The sequence below is a fragment of the Inquilinus sp. genome, from assembly GCF_057815775.1.
Window position 1 is genome coordinate 1 of the sequence record NZ_JBYRFX010000790.1, and the last position, 3,521, is coordinate 3,521.

Annotated in this window: 3 protein-coding genes; all 3 read left to right on the forward strand. The window is 67.3% G+C overall.

Annotation, left to right across the window (positions count from 1 at the left end):
- A partial coding sequence (locus AC3XYG_RS28125; RefSeq protein ID WP_489143183.1) for a hypothetical protein occupies positions 1 to 802 on the forward strand: 802 nt, incomplete at its 5' end.
- 251 nt (positions 803 to 1,053) lie between these two features.
- A complete protein-coding gene (locus AC3XYG_RS28130; protein WP_489143184.1) occupies positions 1,054 to 2,457 on the forward strand; it encodes an amino acid permease in 1,404 nt (467 codons plus the stop codon).
- A 110-nt stretch (positions 2,458 to 2,567) separates the two neighbouring features.
- Positions 2,568 to 3,335 carry a 5'-methylthioadenosine/adenosylhomocysteine nucleosidase gene (locus tag AC3XYG_RS28135; protein WP_489143185.1) on the forward strand — a complete coding sequence of 256 codons (768 nt, stop codon included), beginning with the start codon at positions 2,568 to 2,570 and terminating at the stop codon, positions 3,333 to 3,335.
- The last annotated feature ends 186 nt before the right edge of the window (positions 3,336 to 3,521 follow it).

Consider the following 3,521-nt stretch of genomic DNA (forward strand, 5'->3'; position numbering starts at 1 on the left):
GCGGAACATCGGCTTCCTCGGCCTCTATGCCGGGGGCACGGCGATCGAAGGCACCCAGGTGATCAGCCAGACCATGAGCCGGATGCTGAAGCTGGACGGCAGCGAGGCCGGGATCAAGGGCTTCCTGGGCCGGACGGCCGCCAACCAGGGGACCTGGAGCAAGGTGTTCGCCAACCACGCCAAGGTGTTCGGCTGGTGGAATGCGCTGGGCACGGCGAATTACGTGATCGAGCACGACTGGCCGCGCGCGGCAGCGCTCGGCACCGCCACCACCGGCACCTTCATCTCCAGCTATCCCGGCTTGGCCAGCCTGCTGCGGTTGAGCAAGGTTGGCGGGCCGATCGTCGGGACCTTGCTGACCCTGGCCGGATCCAGCGCCCTGGCCCTGATCGACATGCACGACAAGGCGAAAGCCGCCGCGGCGACCGTGCCGGCGAACCGGGCCTATCTGACCGCAGCCGGGGTGAACCCGGATGTAGCGGAAGCCTTGACGCAGAATGACAGCGACGGCCGCATGCCGGCAGGCCGCCTCGCCGCGCTGGCCGAATACCGCCACACCACGTCGCAGGAGGTGCTGAAATACCTCAACGGCCAGAAGCCGCGGGCGGTGTTCGACATGGTGTATGCCGCCAATTACATCAAACCGGACGACAAGGGCGTCTATCCCGTCGGCACGCCGGACAACCAGTGGCGCGACAAGTTCGCCGGCGGCTGGGACGACAAGGCCATGATCCGGCCGGCGAACGTCGCCGAGCTGAGTGAATTTGTCGATCATTTCATGCCCGGATTCCCAAAGGGCTGACGCCGCAACAGCAAAGCGCGATTGAACCGAGACAATTCGCGGCGGTAGATAACACTCCGCCACGACTGGCCGGTATTCGTCTGACAAATATCCGAACAGTTTTAGGAATTGTGGTGGGATTATTGTTCTTCGTTAGCAGAATAATACGATACGAAATTATGTAACAATCGGGATGCGCTTTTGACTTTCCCTCCTAAGATGCCGGCCAGCGGGCCACAGGCCCGAAAGAAGCAGACTTAGGAGGAAGCGCGATGGGCCTGTCGAGCCAATCGTCCGGCAGCGAAGCCGAGGGCGGCGATCTCGCCCGCAAGCTGAAAAGCCGCCACATCCACATGATCGCGATCGGCGGCGCCATCGGCGTCGGCCTGTTCCTCGGCTCCGGCAAGGCGATCGCCAAGGCCGGGCCGGGGCTGCTGCTCAGCTACGCCATCGGCGGCATTGCCATCTTCTTCATCATGCGCGCGCTGGGCGAACTGCTGCTGCACAAGCCGGTGGCCGGGTCCTTCGCCACATATGCCGAGGAATTCGTCGGCCCCTTCGCCGGCTTCGCCACCGGCTGGTCGTACTGGTTCATGTGGGTGGTGATCGGCATGGCCGAGATGACCGCCGTCGGCGTCTATGTCCACCACTGGCTGCCCGACCTGCCGCAATGGGTGCCGGCGCTGGTGACGCTGGGCGTGCTCTACACCGTCAATGTCGTCGCGGTGCGGCTGTTCGGCGAACTGGAATTCTGGTTTGCCCTGATCAAGGTCGTGACCATCGTCGCGCTGATTCTCGGCGGCCTCGCCGTGATCATCTTCAAGATCGGCGATCTCGGGCAGGGGGCCAGCTTCTCCAACCTGTGGTCCAACGGCGGTTTCCTGCCCTTCGGCATGCTCGGCGCCGTGCTGGCGCTGCAGATGGTGATGTTCGCCTATCAGGGGGTGGAGCTGATCGGCGTCACCGCCGGCGAGGCGGAGAACCCGGCCCAGGTGCTGCCGCGCGCCACCAACAGCATCATCTGGCGCATCCTGATCTTCTATCTCGGCGCCCTGGCGGTGATCATGGCGCTCCTGCCGTGGAACCAGCTCGACCCCGATGCCAGCCCCTTCGTCTTCGTGTTCGACAAGCTGGGGCTGGGCGCCGCGGCCGACGTCATCAACCTGGTGGTCATCACCGCCGCTGCGTCGTCCTGCAACAGCGGGCTGTTCAGCAACGGCCGCATGCTGTTCACCCTGGCCCGTTCCGGCCAGGCGCCGCGCGCCTTCGGCCGGGTCAGCCGCAGCCATGTGCCGGTCGCCGGCATCACCGCCTCGGCCATCGTCATGCTGTTCGGCGTCGGCCTGAACTACGTGGTGCCGGAGGAGGCGTTCATCTGGGTCACCAGCATCTCGCTGGTCGGCAGCCTGTGGACCTGGGCGATCATCATGATCGCGCATCTCGGCTATCGCCGCGCCGTGGCCGAAGGCCGGGCCGCGCCGGTCGATTTCCGCATGCCGGGCGCGCCGGTGGCCAACTGGCTGGTGGTGGCGTTCCTGGTGCTGGTCGCGGTGTTCCTGGGCTTCGACCCGTCGACCCGGGTGGCGCTCTATGTCGCGCCGGTCTGGTTCGGCCTGCTGATCGTCGGCTACTGGCTGATCGGCCGGCGGCGGCAACTCGCGCTCGGCCTGTCCTGAGAGGCACCGCCGCGCCCCGGCTCTATCGAGGGCAGGGGCGCGGCGCAACGCCCCTTGGCGCCCGCTTCCGCCGCAAGGCATAAGGGCGGCTACACGCGGCACGGGAGACGATGATGCGCAAGGACGGACCGATCGGGCTGATGGCGGCGATTCCGCAGGAATTGGCAGCGCATGCGGATCTGGTGATCCGGGACGAGCGCGTGATCGCCGGCTGCCGCTTCCGCCGCGGCCGTCTCGGCGCCGAAGACCTCGTCGCGGTCGAGGCTGGCATCGGCAAGACCCATGCGGCGATGGTCGCGACCCTGCTGCTGCAGGAATTCGGCTGCCGCGCGCTGCTGTTCTCCGGCGTCGCCGGCGGGCTCGACCCCGATCTCGGCATCGGCGACGTTGTGGTGGCGGACCGGCTGGTGATGCATGATTACGGCGCCCGGGTCGACGGCCGGCTGAAGCCGTACCAGCCCGGCGTGCCGCCGATCCCCGGCTTTCCGGAAGAGACCGGCTACGCGCTCGACAGCGATCTCAGGCAGAAGATCAAGGACGCGCTGGAAGGCATTGATATCGGGACATTCGGTGCGGCGGCCACCGGGGCAGAGCCGCATCGGTCACGGCTGATATTCGGCACGATCCTGACCGGCGACATCTTCCTGACCGACGCGGTGGAGCGCGAGCGGCTGCACCGCGAATTCGGCGGCGTGGCGGTGGAGATGGAGGGTGCGGCGGTGGCCGCGGTCGCCGAGCGCTTCGGCATTCCCGTGGTCGTGGTCCGGGCGCTCAGCGACCTCGCCGGCAGCGAAAGCCATATGGATTTCCCGGCCTTCCTCGACGCCGCGGCCGGCATCGCCGCCCGCGTCGTCGGTCGGATCGTGACGGCGCTGTAGCCGCCAGATCACAGCACCATCAGCCGCTGGGTCAGATCCTCGATCAGCCCGGCGAAGGCAGGGTCGTCCGGCCCGGCCGCGTGGTCGAGAGAACCGGTCGCGGCGGATTGGGCGCGGCCGTCGACACAGGCCGCGGCCCGGACCGTGAGCGGCTGCTGTGCGGCCGCGGCGGTCACGGTCTGGCCG

Coding starts and splice junctions, on each gene's coding strand:
- AC3XYG_RS28130 (WP_489143184.1), top strand. CDS start 1,054: ATGGGCCTGTCGAGCCAATCGTCCGGCAGCGAAGCCGAGGGCGGCGAT.
- AC3XYG_RS28135 (WP_489143185.1), top strand. CDS start 2,568: ATGATGCGCAAGGACGGACCGATCGGGCTGATGGCGGCGATTCCGCAG.